This window comes from Pelagerythrobacter rhizovicinus, assembly GCF_004135625.1.
Taxonomy (GTDB): domain Bacteria; phylum Pseudomonadota; class Alphaproteobacteria; order Sphingomonadales; family Sphingomonadaceae; genus Pelagerythrobacter; species Pelagerythrobacter rhizovicinus.
In genome coordinates this window covers 1,065,643-1,081,167 of record NZ_SDPV01000001.1, presented here as the reverse complement: position 1 = coordinate 1,081,167, position 15,525 = coordinate 1,065,643, and the positions used below count along the sequence as shown (strand labels likewise).

Below are 15,525 nucleotides of genomic sequence, written 5' to 3'. Positions count from 1 at the left end.
GGCGGCTAGGTCTTTGAAGGGGCGGGGATACTATGCCGGCAACCGAAATCGACTTCTACGAGCTTCTCGGCGTCAGCCGCGATGCGGATCCTGCGACGATCAAATCGGCCTACCGCAAGCTGGCAATGAAGTACCACCCTGACCGCAACCAGGGGTGCAAGGAGAACGAGGCGAAGTTCAAAGCGGTCAGCGCCGCCTATGACTGCCTCAAAGACCCGCAGAAGCGCGCCGCCTACGACCGCTTCGGCCATGCCGCGTTTCAGCAGGGCATGGGCGGTGGCGGCCACCCTGGCGCGGACTTTGCCGATCTTGGCGATATTTTCGAGACGATCTTCGGCAGCGCCTTCGGCGGCGGCGGCCGGCAGCAGCCGCGCCGGGGCGCCGATCTGCGCTACGATATGGAGATCGGCCTCGAAGAGGCGTTCCACGGCAAAGAGACCCAAATCGAGATCGAAGTCTCGCAGGCTTGCGAAACTTGCCATGGCTCAGGCGCCACACCGGGCACGAGCACCCGCGGCTGCAATCTCTGCAACGGCTACGGCAAGGTCCGCGCCAAGCAGGGCTTCTTCGTGGTCGAGCGGCCATGCCCGAGCTGCCACGGCCGCGGCGAGGTCCTGGTGAGCCCGTGCCGCGACTGCCGTGGAGAAGGATGCGTAGACCGCCCCCAGACAATCGAGGTGGAGATCCCGCCCGGCGTCGATACCGGCACGCGCATCCGCCTTACCGGCAAAGGCGAGGCGGGCCCCCGCGGGGCACCGCCGGGCGATCTGTATATCTTCGTGCATGTCCGCCCGCACCCGGTGTTCCAGCGCGAGGGGACGACGCTGCTCTCCCGTGTTCCGATCAGCTTCACGACCGCCGCACTTGGCGGCAAGGTCGAGATTCCCGATCTCGGCGGCGAGACCAACACCGTCGATATCCCGGCCGGTATTCAGTCGGGCAAACAGCTGCGCGTGCGCGGCGCGGGGATGCCCGTGCTTCAGGGCCGGGGGCGCGGCGATCTGGTGGTCGAGATCGCGGTCGAGACGCCGACGAAGCTCAGCAAGGAACAAAAGGCGCTGCTCGAACAGTTCCGCGAGACAGAGACGGGCGAGGAATGCCCTGAATGCCGCGGCTTCTTCGAACGCCTGAAGGATGCGTTCGGGGCCTAGTACAAAAGGCCCGGCAACGGATCGGCCTTCAAACTCGTTCGGTCGCCAGCACCTCGCTCCGGATCCGCTCCAGCAACGCCGGATCGGCCCGCAGCCGCTCGCGTTCCTCCTCGAGAATGGCGAGAAAGACCTTGCGCTTGAAGGTGGCGGGATCGATCGCCTCGTCTCGCTTCTCAATGGTCGAGCAGACCAGGTCTATCATCCGCTCCGCTCCGTGGAGCCGACCCCAAAGATAGTCGTTTTCGCGATAGGCGCGGCTGAAGAACGCCCCGAAGTTGTAGAACTCGATTCCCCGCAACGTCGCACGCGTGCCGCCTTCACGGATCGAACGCGCATCGTCGGGGCTGATCCGGTCGACCTTGATCGGGTCGAACTCGGTAAGCGCATCGTCCCGCACCAGCGGCAGGGTTGCCACGTCGTAGAACGGGAAGCCGAGATAGGTCAGCAGCATCAGTCGCCGAAGATTCTTCGGCATCTTCTCGAGGGCCTCAGCCAGCATCTGCTCGGCCATTTCGTCGACCTCGGGGAGCAGGCGACGCGCCGCGAGCGCATCGATTACCGCGGAAGGATCGTCGACTATGTTTGCTGCGAGCAAGGGGAAATCCTCGCCCAGATCGTTCGCCCTTTCGCGTGCGAAGTAGAGCGCGAGGATCCTGTAGATCGCGTCGCGTGCTTCCTCGACCGCTGCATCCGGAATCTCCGGATCGGCATCCCACTCGCGCGACAGCCGGCGCGCGAGCAGGCGCAGACGGCGCACGCGAAAGCCAACGTCGTGCGCACGGAAGAAGGCGATCGCCCCCGCGCTCGCGCCGCCCGAAGGCGCGGAGAGCCGGTCGAGTCCCCGCTCCGATAGGGCATTGCGCAGCATGGCGATGATCGGGCGCGCGTCGGGTAGCTTGAGCTCAGGAGCGGCCTCGAACACCAGTTCGGCGAGGCTCTCCACGATCCCGGTAAACTTCGCCTGTGCGTAAGACTGGAAGGCATAGCCGGCTTGTTCGGCGGCGGCCTGCTGTGCCTTCGCGCGCCATGCATTGAGCCGCCTCGGCGTGGGTCGGTCGAGGAACAGCGTCAGCCCGAACAGGCGCTCCACTGCGGCTTCGACGTCTGGCCGCAGCGCCGCTATCATGTGCTGGCGTCGCTCCGCTTCTTGCGACTGACGTTCGAGCACTTCCAGATTGTCGCGGATCGGCTGCTCGCGCGGGATCGTCGAAAGCGATCCGAAGATCGCGCCGAAGAAACCGACCGGATCGTCGTTCCGCTCGCGGATCGAGTGTGTGCGGTCGGGGCGCGGGTCGATATAGACGAAGCGCCGGTCGACCTCCCGCTGGGCCGGGCGACCACGAAGTGCGTGCATTGCGCCTTCGAAGGGCTTGTTGACCAGCACCGACCCGTCGATCAGCGAGATCCCTTCCGCCGAGCCCTGCCGCAAGTTGACCGGCATCGCGCGCTCCAGGAACTTGTGTCGCTCGCTCCATTCGAGCTTCCGCTCGCGCGCGAGGCGATCGATCTCCTTGAGCTGCAGCGGTGGAAATGCACCGGGGAAGCTCGCGGTGGCACGGGCGGCGAACGTGAGCTCCAGCGGGTCGGCGAGATCGTGCCCGCCCTCCGCAGGTGTGCGGGCGGTGAACCCGATCGGAAGGCGGTGCTCGCTCTCCTCCACCACCGGCGGACTGTTGAGCCGCAGCAGTTCCAAGTGTCCGCGGAAGTCGGTGGTCGTCACCATGAGATCGATCGGATGACGGGGCGGCAGCAGCGGCTTGCCGCAGGGCGCGTTCGCCATTGCATCCAGCGCTTCGAACAGGAGGTGCGAGAAACCGATGCCGGAAAACGGCGGCTCGAACCAGCGTCCGCGTATGAAACCAGAAACCTTGCGTCGCACTTCCGCCTGCGTTTCCGGCGCGACGCTCTCGGACACGGCGTTCCCGGGCCGCTGGAGCAGCCACCAGGCGATTGGCTGCGCCCAATACTTGGCGAAGCGCCAGACCGGCTCCGCCTTGGGATCGACCAGGCGCTCCACATCCGCCGCCGACAACCACAGCTCCGTCAGAGGTTCCAGCGAACGCCCAGAATGGATGGCCTGGGCCAGGAACACCGCGTTGATGCCCCCTGCGCTGGCACCGCTGAGAATGTCCGGCAGCACGCGCAGCTTGAGCCCATGCTCCGCTTCGATCGCTTCCAGCAGCTCCCGATAAACTCCTTGCACACCGTCGGCGGGCGGATCGGACGCATGGAACGCGCGGCTCGCGCTGGCGAGCTTCCAGATCTCCTTCGTGACCCCGTGCATGTAGACCGCCAGGCTGACCCCGCCATAGCAGACGAGTGCGATCCTCAGTTCCTTCTGCCGCATCGGGCGCCTTGTGGCGGGCAATTGCGGCGAAGGCAATTGCGTTCCATAAATGTTCCGTTTATCGCGCTGCCATGGCCAAGTCGAAGAAGCGCTATATCTGCCAGGCCTGTGGCTCGGTCTCACCGCGCTGGCAGGGGCAGTGCCCCGATTGCGCGGAGTGGAACACGCTGGTCGAAGACGCGCCGGCGACCGTTTTCTCGCAGAAGCACGATCTGTCGAGCGGGGGCAGGGCGATTGCGTTCGAGCCCCTGGACGCACCCGGCGAGGCACTGACCCGGCGCACGACCGGGCTCGCGGAGTTCGACCGCGCACTTGGCGGCGGCCTCGTACCAGGTTCGGCGATCCTGATGGGCGGCGACCCCGGCATCGGCAAGTCGACGCTGCTGCTTCAGGCAGCGGCGAAGATCGCCAAGGCGGGGAACGAGACGGTCTATGTCAGCGGGGAGGAAGCGGCGGGCCAGGTGCGCCTCCGCGCCTCACGCCTCGGGCTTGCCGACGCCCCGATCCGCCTCGCGGCGGCAACCTCGGTGCGGGATATTCTCACGACCCTGAACACCATGCCGCCGCCTGCGCTGCTGGTGATCGATTCGATCCAGACGATGCATTCGGACACGATCGAGGGTGCGCCCGGCACGGTCAGTCAGGTTCGCGGATGCGCGTTCGAGCTGATCCGCTATGCCAAGGAGAACAGCGTCGCGCTGGTGCTCGTGGGTCACGTGACCAAGGATGGCACCATCGCCGGGCCGCGCGTGCTGGAGCACATGGTCGACGTGGTGATGAGCTTCGAGGGCGAGCGCAGCCATCAGTACCGCATTCTGCGCAGCCTGAAGAACCGCTTCGGACCCGTCGACGAGATCGGCGTCTTCGCCATGGCGGGGCAGGGGCTGGACGAAGTCGCCAACCCCTCGATGCTGTTCCTCTCGGGCCGGGACGAGCCGATGGCGGGCAGTGCCGTCTTCCCGGCGCTGGAAGGCACACGGCCGGTGCTGATCGAGGTCCAGGCCCTGATTGTGCGTCTCCAGAGCGGAGCGACTCCCCGCCGCGCTGTCGTGGGCTGGGACAACGGGCGCCTGGCGATGCTGCTCGCCGTGCTGGAGGCGCGCTGCGGGCTCAACTTCAGCTCGGCGGAGGTCTATCTCAACGTCGCGGGCGGGTATCGGCTGACCGACCCGGCGGCCGACCTCGCCGTGGGGGCAGCGCTGGTTTCCGCGCTCACCGACCGGCCGTTGCCACCCAAGAGCGTATGGTTCGGGGAGGTCTCGCTCGCCGGCGAAGTGCGCCCCGTCGCCCATTCGGCGCTGCGTCTGCGTGAATCGGCGAAGCTCGGCTTCGGCTGTGGTTTCGGGCCCGCGGAGGACAAGGCCGGACCGGCCAGCCCCTCCGAGTTCCGCTATCGCGGCATTCGGCAGCTCGCCAATCTCGTTGACCAGGTTATGGCCACCACCTAATTCAGCAGTGCTTATGGCGATCTTCGACATCATCGTATTGATCATCGTCGCCGTGGCCGCGATCGGCGGCTTCATGCGCGGCTTCGTCCAGGAGGTGCTCTCGCTGGCCGCATGGATTCTCGCGCTGTTCGCGATCCGCGCGCTTCATACGCCGCTCTACACGTGGTTCGAACCTTACGTCGGCACCGAAACGGGCGCTGCCGTGCTGGCCTTCGCGCTGCTGCTGCTGATCCCTTACGCTGCGATGAAGCTGATCGCCGGGCGAGCGGGCAATGCGTCCCGCAACTCGATTTTGGGCCCGATCGACCGCGTCCTCGGCTTTGGCTTCGGCATGATCAAGGGCGCGGTGATCGTCGTGCTGGCGTTCTCGCTGCTCGTGCTGGGCTACGACACGATCTGGGGCCTCGCCGGGCGACCCGACTGGATCACCACCGCACGCACGTATCCGGTCGTCAATGCCAGCGCCAACGAACTGGTCGAGATCGTTCAAGAGCGCCGCGCACAGCTGCGCCGTGAAGCCGAGGCGGAAGCGGCAGCCGAAGCGACACCATGACCGCCGCCGCTTCGAGGCCTCTCTACACACCCGAACTGCTAGCGCTCGCGGTCTCGCTCGCAGACAGCCCACTTGGCGACGAACTGCATCTGCGCGGTGAGGCGGTTTCGCGAACATGCGGCAGCAAGCTGCTCGTCGGGCTGCAGTGCGACGATGCAGGGCGGATCGAGCGGGTCGGCATGCAAGTATCGGCTTGCGCCGTCGGGCAGGCGTCCGCCGCCATTTTCGCCGGCGGTGCGCGTGGCAGAACTGCTGACGATCTCGCGGCGGCGGAAGAGGCGATCGCCGCCTGGCTCGCGGGCGGTGACACGCCCGCATGGCCTGGGATCGAGAAGATCGCCGCCGCCCAGGCGCATCCAGGGCGGCATGGTGCCGTCCTCCTCCCGTGGAGAGCCGCGCGCGCCGCGCTTTCCAAGGCGGCGCTGGCCGGCTAGATCGCTTCCACAGGGCGAGGGGATGGCTGGATGAGTGAAAGCGCGGCGTTGGCGCAGCGGGAGCCGACCGACGAGGAAATCCGACTGGTGATAGCGGCCTCATCGGCCGGCACGGTCTTCGAGTGGTACGATTTCTTCATTTACGGCACGCTGGCGGGGCTGATCGGCGCGGCCTTTTTCCCCAGCGGCAATGAGACGCTGCAACTTCTGCTCGTCTGGGCCGGGTTTGCCGTCGGGTTCGGATTCAGGCCACTGGGCGCAATCCTGTTCGGCTTCCTGGGCGATCGACTCGGGCGAAAATACACCTTTCTCATTACCGTAACGCTGATGGGCGTCGCGACTGCCGGCGTCGGCATGATCCCGAGTGCGGCAAGCATCGGGATCGCGGCGCCGATCATCGTGATAGGCTTCCGGATTCTTCAGGGCCTTGCCCTCGGCGGCGAGTACGGCGGAGCGGCGATCTACGTTGCCGAACATGCTCCGCTGGAGAAGCGCGGCTTCTATACAAGCTTTATCCAGGCAAGCGTTGTCGGCGGATTCGTGCTCTCGATCGCAGTCGTGCTCACATGCCGGCTGCTCATACCGGAAGACGAATTCACTGCATGGGGCTGGCGCATGCCATTCCTCCTGTCGATCGTCCTGCTCGCTATCTCGCTGTGGATGCGCCTGAAGCTCAATGAAAGCCCGGTATTCCAGGCGATGAAGGCGGAAGGCCGAACTGCCCCCAATCCGTTCGCAGAAAGCTTTCGGTATCCCGGCAACAAGAAGCGGATCTTCGTCGCACTGTTCGGCATCACAGGGGTACTCACGACGATCTGGTACACGGCCTTCTTCTCAAGCCTCTCGTTTCTTCGCGGCCCAATGCGAATGGACGAGCAGCTCGTGGAGATCGTGCTGTTCGTTGCGGGTCTGATCGCGATGTCGTTCTACCTCGTCGTGGGTCGCTGGTCCGATCGGATCGGGCGCAAGAAGCCGATCATCGTCGGTGCGATGCTGACGCTGGTGCTGCTCTTCCCGATGTTCTGGGGAATGGGCAAGCTCGCCAATCCGGCGCTCGCGGAGGCGGCCGAGGTGAACCCGGTAGTCGTTTCCGGCGCACAGTGCTCAACCGATCCGTTCGCCGAACTATTCGACCGTGAACAGACCGACTGCGGAAAGCTGCTCGAGACATTGACCGCCAATGGCGTCGCGTATTCCGTCGAGCGATCCGACCACCTCGCGCTGACGGTCGCCGAAGAACCCATCGCGCTGGATCCGAGCTGGTTCGAGGACGGGGCCGCCCGGCGCGCCGGGGTGCTGGCGGCACTGGAGACCCGAGGCTTCGACTTCTCCCGCCAGTCGCCGCCGCTCCTCAACGTCCTGGGAATAGTTGCGTTGCTGCTCGGCCTCGGCGTGCTGTCGGCCTTGACCTATGGCTCGGTTGCGGCCCTGCTCGCGGAGATGTTTCCACCACAGATACGCTATTCTTCGATGTCGATTCCCTATCACATCGGAGCAGGCTATCTTGGCGGGTTCCTGCCGCTGATTTCCGGCATCATCGTTGCACGCACCGGCGACGTCTATGCAGGGCTCTGGTACACGTGGGCCGTCGTCGCTTTTGGCGTGGTGGTCGCGTGGTGGGGCATCCCCGATGGGCCGCCGAGGGACTTCGAAGCCGATGCCTGACCTTCCGCCGCCGAGTCTGCGGCTGCGACTGGACAAAGACGCTCTCGCCAACAATTGGCGCACGCTTGATAGCATGTCGGGCACTGCAAGCGCAGGCGCGGCGGTGAAGGCCGATGCGTATGGACTCGGGGCGAACGAGGTGGTCCCTGTGCTGCGCAAGGCCGGGGTCAGAGACTTCTTTGTCGCGCATTGGAGCGAAGCACCCGACGTGTTGCGCCATGTCCCCCCGGCGCAGGTCGCTGTCCTGCACGGACCGGTACGCCCCGACGACGCGGCCTTTGCAAACGCGGCGGGGATCACGCCGGTGATCAACAGCCTCGGCCAGGCGAAGCGCTGGGCCGATGCTGGCGGGGGCCGCTGTCACCTGATGGTAGACACGGGTATCAATCGCCTGGGTGTCCCGTTGGCGGAGATCCACGACCCAGCCATAGCAGCGCTCCAGATCGACCTGCTGATGTCCCATCTCGCCTCGGCGGATGAGGAGAGCGCGCTTAACGCCCGGCAGCTCGAACGCTTCCGCTCGGCATGTGCGGCCGTGCCTGCACGGCGCAGAAGCCTTGCCAACAGTGCGGGTATCGCACTGGGACCGGATTTCGCCTTCGATCTCACGCGGCCCGGCCTGGCGCTCTACGGCGGCGTTCCCCGCGATGAATTCGCAGGCTCGGTACGGCAGGTCGCCTTTCCGCAAGCGGCAGTGATCCAGGTGCGAGAACTCGCCGCCGGCGACACCGTCGGCTACAACGCGACCTTCACTGCTCGCAAAGCCATGCGCGCCGGGATCGTCTCGCTTGGTTATGCGGACGGCTTTTTGCGCTGCCGAGGCGCGGGCGGCGTGTTGCGTTGCGGCGAGGCCCGCTTGCCGCTGCTCGGAAAAGTATCGATGGACATGATCGTAGTGGACTTGGCCGACGCTCCCGAAGTGCAGGAAGGCGACTGGCTCGAGATCCCCTTCGACCTCGCCGCCACGGCAGAGATCAGCGGGCTCTCGCAGTACGAACTCCTGACCACGCTCGGGCGCCGTTTCCGCCCATAGCCGACGGCGATGTTGCGCCGCACATACTGCACCTGCTAATGCAGCATAAACGCAGCATTCCCGGGATATGTAATGGCCAGAAATCAGGGCGGAACGGACGATCCGATCATCATCAAGAAGTACGCCAACCGGCGACTCTACAATACCGGCACCTCCAGCTACATCACGCTCGATGATCTCGCCAGGATGACACGCGAAGGCGTGCAGTTTCAGGTAGTGGACGCGAAAACCGGCGACGACATAACCCACTCGATACTGACCCAGATCATCATGGAGGAAGAGGCCAGCGGTGAGCATATGCTGCCGGTCAGCTTTCTGCGCGACCTGATCTCGATGTACGGCAATTCGATGCAGGCGATGATGCCGAGCTACCTCGAAGCGAGCATGGCCAACTTCCGCGAGAATCAGGCCAAGCTGCAGGAGGCCTTCAAGGAAGGCATGGGCAACAACCCGTTCGCCAGGATCGCCGAAACGAACATGGCGATGATGCGTGCCGCAACGGAAGCCTTCATTCCCGGGTCGAGGACGAACGAGGCTCCCCGCGGGAGCAAGCAAGACACAGAGATCGCCGCCTTACGGGAACAGATGGCAGCGATGCAAAAAAAGCTGGACGAACTCGGCAACTAGCGCGAACGGGCCGACCTCCAACGACGACGAACCGCAGGAATTCACGTGTCCCAGATCCGCCATGCGCTGAACACCCGGCGCGCCGACGATTTCGCCCAGTGGTACCAGGAAGTGATCTCGGCCGCCGACATGGCCGAGGAGTCGGGCGTGCGCGGGTGCATGGTGATCAAGCCGTGGGGCTACGGCATCTGGGAACGGGTCCAGCGCCTGCTCGACGCGCGGATCAAGGCCACCGGGCACGACAACTGCTATTTTCCGATCTTCATCCCGCTCTCGAACTTCGAGCGCGAGGCGAGCCATGTCGAAGGTTTCGCCAAGGAGATGGCGGTCGTCACACATCACCGTCTCATCGCGGACGGCGAGGGCGGGCTGGTGCCCGACCCCGAGGCGAAGCTAGAAGAGCCGCTGGTCGTCCGGCCCACGTCGGAAACGATTATCGGCGATGCTATGGCGCGCTGGGTGCAATCGTGGCGCGACCTGCCGCTGAAGCTCAACCAGTGGGCCAACGTGGTGCGCTGGGAAATGCGCACGCGCATGTTCCTGCGCACCAGCGAGTTCCTCTGGCAGGAAGGGCACACGGCGCATGAGAGCGCCGAGGAAGCGAAGGAGCACACCCTGCGAATGCTCGAGGTCTACCGCGCCTGTGCAGAGGAAGACATCGCGATGCCCGTCGTTGCGGGCGAGAAGCCGGAGCATGAGCGTTTCCCGGGGGCCGTCGAGACCTGGTCGATCGAAGCGATGATGCAGGACGGCAAGGCGCTCCAGGCCGGCACATCGCACTATCTCGGGACCAACTTCGCGGAAGCCGCGGGCATTCGCTATCAGGATCGCGAAGGCACTCAGCAGTTCTGCCACACCATCAGCTTCGGTCTCTCGACGCGAGTGGTGGGCGGCATGATCATGGTCCATGGCGACGACGACGGATTGCGCGTGCCGCCCAAGCTTGCTCCGTGGCAGGTCGTGATCCTGCCCATGCTGCGCGACGATGAACGCGATGCTGCATTGCTCGAGTATTGCGAAGGCCTGCGTGCGGCACTTGCCGGGGCGTCTGTCTTCGGCGAACCCGTGCGCGTCCTGCTCGACGACAAGCCGGGCAAGGCCGCGGCGAAGCGCTGGGATTGGGTACGCAAGGGAGCGCCGGTAATCGTCGAGGTCGGGGGCCGCGACATGGAGAACGGCGTCGTCTCGCTGCTCCGCCGCGACCGGCTGTGGGGCGAAAACGCTAAGCCGGCCTTCGAAACGCCGGCACGCGACGAGGCAGGTCGGGCCATCCCCGGACTGCTCGGAAAGATCCAGGAGGCGCTGTTCGCCGAAGCGCGCGACCGGCGCGAGGCGAACATCACGCGCGGGATCGAGAGCATGGACGCGCTGAAAGAGTTCTTCGCCTCCGGCGGCCGTTATCCGGGCTGGGTCGAGGTGCAGTGGGCCAAGCCGACGGGCGCCGCGCTGGACAAGGTCGTCGAAGACCTCAAGGCGCTCAAGCTGACGGTGCGAAACGTGCCGATCGGTTCCGTGCCGGCCGACGGCACGTGCCTCTTTACCGGGGAACCCGCGATGGAGCGGATCCTGATCGGCAAGGCGTACTGACGCGTGCACGAGCCCGGCGTTCGCTGGGACTCGCGTCTGCATTGTAGAGGTCTTGTATTCGAGTGGTTTGGCGGCAAGAGTGCGCGCCATGCACAAGATCCTGCCGCTCGCCGCCTTTCTCGTCACCGCCCCCGCCGCCGCGCAGGGCAACCCCGCCGACAACGTTTCGCAGGAGCGACTGCGATCGGATGTCGAACGCCTGGTGGGCTTCGGCACGCGTCACACGCTTTCCGAGCAGGATAGTGACGCGCGCGGCATCGGCGCAGCGCGGCGCTGGGGCGAAGCCCAGTTTCGCGCCGCAAGCGAAGCCTGCGGCGGCTGCCTGGAGATCGCGCTGCCGGAGCGCGTGATCCAGGGCAACCGCGTGCCCGAACCGACGCGCCTGGTGAACGTCGTGGCCATCCAGCGCGGGAGCGAACGCCCTGACGAGGTCGTGATCGTCCAGGGGCATATCGACAGCCGCGTCTCCGACGTGGCGGACTTCACCAGCGACGCGCCGGGCGCCAACGACAACGCTTCGGGTACCGCGCTGGTGCTGGAGGCGGCGCGCGTGCTCTCGCAGAACGAATACCCCACCACGATCGTCTACGCGCTGCTCTCGGGCGAGGAGCAGGGACTCTACGGCGGGCAATTGCTGGCCGACTACGCGGAGGAGCAAGGCTGGACGGTCAAGGCGGTCCTCAACAACGATATCGTCGGCGGCTCCTGCGGGTCTGACGGCTATTGCGACGATGCGCATGTGCGCGTCTTCTCCGAAGGCCCGCGCGCCGACCTGACCGACGCGATTCGCGCGGCACAGCGCCGCAATGGCGGCGAGAACGACAGTCCCGGCCGGAACATCTCCCGCTGGCTCGACCAGCTTGCCGAGGCCGATCCCGCAGGTCTCGACGTGCGGCAGATCTGGCGCACCGACCGCATGGGGCGGGGCGGCGACCAGATTCCATTTTTGGAGAAGGGCTACCCCGCCGTCCGCATCTCCGTCGCGGTCGAGGATTACGATCACCAGCACCAGGACCTGCGTGTCGAGGATGGCGTGACCTACGGCGATACGATCGACGAGATGGATTTCGCTTATCTGGCGAAAGTCACCCGCTTCAATGTTCGCGCGCTCGACGCGTTGGCACAGGCGCCGATGCCGCCCGCGCCGACGGCGGAGGCGGCGGTGCAGACCTTCACCGAGATCACCTGGGACGAGGTCCCCGGCGCCGCAGGCTACACGATTTGGCAGCGCCGCACCGACGAGCCCTACTGGCGCGAGAAGCCGGTGATCGAGAATGTGGTCGCGACAAGTGCGAAGCTCGAAGGCGTCCGGGGCGACGACTGGATATTCGGCGTCAGCGCGCGCGCTGCGGACGGTACGCAAAGCCCGATTGCGAGCGCGGTCCCGGCCGGCGGGTTCGCGCCGGTCGCTGAAACCCAACCCTGATCCAATCGTATTGAGTCCAAGCTGCCTGCGCAGCGGAAGGGGCGGGGCCGGGCACGCATTCCGGCGTTCTGACTTCGCTCGACATGAACGGACCGGAGGCATAGGGCACGGCCATGGCCCGCTACACCCAAGGCTTGCCCTCGCGCGAGCAGATCCTCGAATTCATCCAGACCTCGGACACCCCTGCGGGCAAGCGTGAGATCGCCAAGGCTTTCGGCCTCAAGGGGCAGGAGAAGATCGCGCTGAAGAAGCGCCTGAAGGACATGGCCGAGGAAGGCCTGATCGACGGCAAGAAAACCGCCTATCACCGGATGGGCGGAGTGCCCAAGGTCACCGTCCTGCGCGTGGTCGAGATCGACGACGGCGAAGCCTTCGCGATCCCCGATGCCTGGCAGCCCGACGATGGAAGCCCGCCTCCGCGGCTGCGCGTCATCGAGGGAAAGAAGGGCAAGACTCGGCAGGCGGCACTGAAGACCGGCGACCGCGTGCTCGCGCGTACCGAAGAAACGGGACGCGGGTGGAAAGCGCACGTCATGAAGAAGCTCCCGGCCCGCACCGAGGGACTGATGGGCGTGGTCGAGATCGACGCGAGTGGGAAAGGCTGGCTGGCGCCGGTCGACAAGCGGGTGCGCAATTCATCGCCGATCGCCGATCTCGGCGGGGCGGAGGAAGGGCAACTCGTCCTCGCCGAACCTGCCGGACGGTCGCCGCGTTCGGGAGTCAACGTGGTCGAGGTGCTCGGCGATCCGCTCGAACCGCGCAGCTTCTCGCTCATCGCCATTGCCAAGCACGGTATCCCGCACATTTTCCCCGAAGCCACGATCGAAGAAGCCGAGCGTGCGGCCGAGCTGCCGCTAAGCGAGGACAAGCGCGAGGATCTGCGCCACCTGCCGATCGTCGCGATCGACCCGGCCGACGCGCGCGATCACGACGATGCGATCTGGGCCGAGCCTGACGGCGAAGGCGGTTACCGCGCACTCGTCGCGATTGCCGATGTGAGTTTCTACGTCCGGCCCGGCGGTCAGATCGACCGTGAGGCACGCAAGCGCGGCAATTCAGTCTATTTTCCCGACCGCGTCGTGCCGATGCTGCCGGAAGTGCTGAGTGCCGACGTCTGCTCGCTCAAGCAGGACCAGGACCGCGCGGCGATGGCCTGCCACTTGCGTATCTCGCCGGAAGGCAAGGTGACCAAGTGGCGCTTCACCCGCGCGCTGGTGCGGATTGCCCACAACGTCGCCTACGAGGATGCGCAGAAGGCGATCGACGAGGGCGAGGCCCCAGAACACCTGCAGCACCTGTGGGGCGCATGGAAGCTGCTGTTCGCTGCCCGCAACGCACGGGATCCGCTCGAGCTCGAACTGCCGGAGCGGCGGGTGGTGCTCGACGAGCAGGGCAAGATCGCCGAGATCGCCGTCCGCGAACGGCTCGACGCGCACCGCGTGGTCGAGGATTTCATGATCGCAGCGAACGTCGCTGCGGCCAAGGCGCTGGAGAGCAAGACCGCGCCTGTCGTCTACCGCGTCCACGAGCCGCCGAGCCGAGAGAAGCTGGTCGCGCTAAAGGACTATCTCGCCACCTTCGGCCGAACGCTGGCGCTGGGCCAGGTCATCACGCCCGGCCTGTTCAACCGCATGCTCAAGGACGTGACCGACGAGAGCGAGAAGGCGCAGGTGATGGAAGCCGTGCTGCGCACGCAGACGCAGGCCTATTACGGCCCGCAGAACGCCGGGCACTTCGGCCTCGCGCTGGGCTCCTACGCGCACTTCACGTCACCGATCCGACGCTACGCCGACCTGCTCGTGCACCGCGCGCTGGTGGATGCGTTCGGGCTCGAGCAACCGGCGCCCAAAGGCGGCGCCATACCGCCTACGACGGGCCTGTCTGACCGCGATCGCGACGATCTGTCCAAGGTCTCGGACGCGATCAGCGCAGCCGAACGCCGCGCGATGGAAGCCGAACGCGACACGATCGACCGATATGTCGCAGCCTGGCTTGCGGGACGGGTGGGCGAAACGTTCGAGACGCGCATCACGGGCGTGCAGCCATTCGGCTTCTTCGCCACCATCATGGGGCTTGGCGGCGACGGACTCGTGCCGGTCTCGACCCTTGGTGCGGAGCATTTCTACTACGACGAGGCGGCGCAGGCTCTGGTTGGGGCGGACAGCGGCACGCGCTATGCGAGCGGGGACCGGCTCAAACTGAAGCTCGGCGAAGCGAACCCACTCACCGGCGCCCTCAAGTTCGAACCGCTCAATGCCGACGGCAGCGCGATCGAACCGCGCGGCGATCGCTCTGCTCCGCGCGGGCGGAAGACCGGCAAGTTCGTTCAGGGCAAGCGGGGGCGTCCGGGCAATATCCGCCATCAGGGACGCGGCAAGAAACGCTAGCCGAGCGCGGCGCGAAGGCGCTCGCCGGTTTCGCGATCCGCGGGGAAGAATGCTTCGATCGCGATTTCCGACAGCGTGATGTCGAGAGGTGATCCGAACACCGTCGTAGTCGAGATGAACGACAGGCGCCCATGCGGGGTGTCGAGCTGCAACGGTACTGCGATCGCACCGCCATGCGCCTGCGGCGGCGGGCCGGGCGAGCGATAGGGGATTGCACGCAGCTCGGCTTCGAGTCGCTCGAGCACCGGGTCGCCGGTCGCCTCGATCTGTGCCGAAAGCCGCGCGAGCAGATGCGCGCGCCATTCGGCGAAGTTCGCGATCTGCGGCGCGATGCCGCGCGGATCGAGAGCGACACGCAGCACGTTGACCGGCGGCTCGAGCAGTTCGGGTGCAACTCCGGCCAGCAGCAGCGGCAGGGCCGCGTTGGCCGCGACCAGATTCCACGCCCGGTCGACAGCGAGGGCGGGGTAGGGCTCATGGCCCGCGAGAACCTGCTCGACGATCGCCCGTGCATCGCTGAGCTGCGGATCGTCGAGCGGCCGCTCGCGATGCGCGGGGGCATATCCGGCGGCGATCCGCATCGCATTATGCGCGCGCATCGGCATACCCAGCTCGCGCGCTAGACGGTCGATCACCGAAGTGCTCGGCGCGCTGCGGCCCGTTTCGATGAAGCTGAGGTGCCGGGCGGATATCTCGCTCGCGAGCGCGAGGTCGAGCTGACTGACTTTCCGCCGCGCGCGCCATTCGCGCAGCATCTCACCAAGAGGGGCCTGTTCCATGGGATATTTCCTATCGTGTGAGCAGTGTGAGCACCATTACCCGCCAGGTAATCGACTTGCCTCACTGCGCCTGCGACCAATGCGCTTG

At 65.9% G+C, this 15,525-nt stretch carries 12 protein-coding genes; 10 read left to right on the top strand and 2 right to left on the bottom strand.

The genetic code is table 11. The annotated features are described in order from the left end of the window. Positions 1-32 precede the first annotated feature (32 nt). Positions 33-1,151 (top strand): molecular chaperone DnaJ, encoded by a 1,119-nt coding sequence (dnaJ, locus tag ETX26_RS05280; protein WP_129523598.1) that lies wholly within the window; start codon positions 33-35, stop codon positions 1,149-1,151. A 28-nt stretch (positions 1,152-1,179) separates the two neighbouring features. On the opposite strand, the gene ETX26_RS05275 is transcribed toward dnaJ, so the two are convergent. After that, on the bottom strand, positions 1,180-3,498 hold the full coding sequence (locus tag ETX26_RS05275; protein ID WP_129523597.1) for a patatin-like protein: 2,319 nt from the start codon (positions 3,496-3,498) through the stop codon (positions 1,180-1,182). A 71-nt stretch (positions 3,499-3,569) separates the two neighbouring features. On the opposite strand from ETX26_RS05275, the gene radA reads away from it, so the two are divergent. The 9 genes from radA (at position 3,570) to rnr (ending at position 14,658) form a co-directional block, all read left to right on the top strand. Then, positions 3,570-4,946, top strand: a complete 1,377-nt coding sequence (radA, locus tag ETX26_RS05270) for a DNA repair protein RadA (protein WP_129523596.1) — start codon at positions 3,570-3,572, stop codon at positions 4,944-4,946. A gap of 13 nt (positions 4,947-4,959) precedes the next feature. After that, complete coding sequence (locus tag ETX26_RS05265; RefSeq protein ID WP_129523595.1) at positions 4,960-5,499, top strand: CvpA family protein; 540 nt, start codon at positions 4,960-4,962, stop codon at positions 5,497-5,499. Further along, positions 5,496-5,933, top strand: a complete 438-nt coding sequence (locus ETX26_RS05260; protein WP_129523594.1) for an iron-sulfur cluster assembly scaffold protein — start codon at positions 5,496-5,498, stop codon at positions 5,931-5,933. The genes ETX26_RS05265 and ETX26_RS05260 overlap by 4 nt, the downstream gene beginning before the upstream one ends. 30 nt (positions 5,934-5,963) lie before the next feature. Further along, positions 5,964-7,598 (top strand): MFS transporter, encoded by a 1,635-nt coding sequence (locus ETX26_RS05255; protein WP_129523593.1) that lies wholly within the window; start codon positions 5,964-5,966, stop codon positions 7,596-7,598. After that, the gene (gene alr, locus ETX26_RS05250; protein ID WP_129523592.1) at positions 7,591-8,631 is read left to right on the top strand and encodes an alanine racemase; all 1,041 of its coding nucleotides are present in this window, start codon (positions 7,591-7,593) and stop codon (positions 8,629-8,631) included. Before ETX26_RS05255 ends, alr begins: the two co-directional genes overlap by 8 nt. A gap of 72 nt (positions 8,632-8,703) precedes the next feature. Next, positions 8,704-9,258 (top strand): polyhydroxyalkanoate synthesis repressor PhaR, encoded by a 555-nt coding sequence (phaR, locus tag ETX26_RS05245; protein WP_129523591.1) that lies wholly within the window; start codon positions 8,704-8,706, stop codon positions 9,256-9,258. 45 nt (positions 9,259-9,303) lie between these two features. Continuing rightward, the gene (locus ETX26_RS05240; RefSeq protein WP_129523590.1) at positions 9,304-10,845 is read left to right on the top strand and encodes an aminoacyl--tRNA ligase-related protein; all 1,542 of its coding nucleotides are present in this window, start codon (positions 9,304-9,306) and stop codon (positions 10,843-10,845) included. Positions 10,846-10,933: 88 nt separating this feature from the next. After that, positions 10,934-12,271, top strand: coding sequence for a M28 family peptidase (locus tag ETX26_RS05235; RefSeq protein WP_129523589.1), 1,338 nt, complete (start codon positions 10,934-10,936; stop codon positions 12,269-12,271). A gap of 113 nt (positions 12,272-12,384) precedes the next feature. Further along, positions 12,385-14,658: a ribonuclease R gene (gene rnr, locus ETX26_RS05230; protein WP_129523588.1), complete on the top strand. Its 2,274-nt coding sequence runs from the start codon at positions 12,385-12,387 to the stop codon at positions 14,656-14,658. Here the strand turns inward: rnr and ETX26_RS05225 are convergent. Continuing rightward, a complete protein-coding gene (locus ETX26_RS05225; protein ID WP_129523587.1) occupies positions 14,655-15,437 on the bottom strand; it encodes a helix-turn-helix domain-containing protein in 783 nt (260 codons plus the stop codon). The genes rnr and ETX26_RS05225 overlap by 4 nt on opposite strands. Between the last annotated feature and the right edge of the window lie 88 nt (positions 15,438-15,525).